The organism is Vibrio sp. Y176 (assembly GCF_033438945.1).
Genome location: NZ_JAWOQS010000714.1, coordinates 1 through 631 on the forward strand (window position 1 = coordinate 1; position 631 = coordinate 631).

General features: G+C 50.7%; 2 pseudogenes. Both read right to left on the minus strand.

The window, feature by feature from the left end:
- Positions 1-560: pseudogene (locus R7O13_RS28230) on the minus strand (Type III secretion cytoplasmic LcrG inhibitor); the annotation flags it as partial.
- A gap of 4 nt (positions 561-564) precedes the next feature.
- Positions 565-631 (minus strand): annotated as a pseudogene (locus tag R7O13_RS28235) (type III secretion protein); the annotation flags it as partial.

Consider the following 631-nt stretch of genomic DNA (forward strand, 5'->3'; position numbering starts at 1 on the left):
TGACGCGCCAAATCATCAACAAATGAGGCAATATCCCCAGTCGCTGATTTCAGCTCTTCAGCGCTTAACTTTGCAATCTGCTGCGCTTGCGTGCTTTCGGTTCCAAGCTGAAATTGACTCACAAACTGAGTCGGCAATGACGAATCCACTTTGTCCGTAAGCTGGTCGGCAAACCAAGTTTGGAACTGACTTGCCAATGCATTGTTCATCTGCGTCGTAAGTTCGGCGGCGTCCACTTCACCGTTTGAGCTCGCGCGTTGTAGCGACCTCATCCAAATAGATGCGCTTTCGCTGAGCGCAGCACCCGAAAATGCGCTGTTTTTCTCTTTCAATTGAGTCAGCGTATCGACGTAAAGTGCGATGCTCTGTTCGTCAGTTTGACCTTTAATGGTTGGCAAATGCGCGATCAGTGAAGCAAGCTGCTGAGTTTCCGCATCACCTAAAATTGGGGTCAATTGCTCTGTTAGGCTTTGGCCAAACGTTGGCAGTGGCGTACTGCTTGCGGCGGCGGTAGCCGCTCCGGTTGCTGAGCCCGTTGTTGTCATATTCGTCATATCCAAACCTCTAGATCACCATACCGCGCATCATGGTTGGTCGCTTTCGTCTTTTACCCTGCACGCCTTGCAACTGA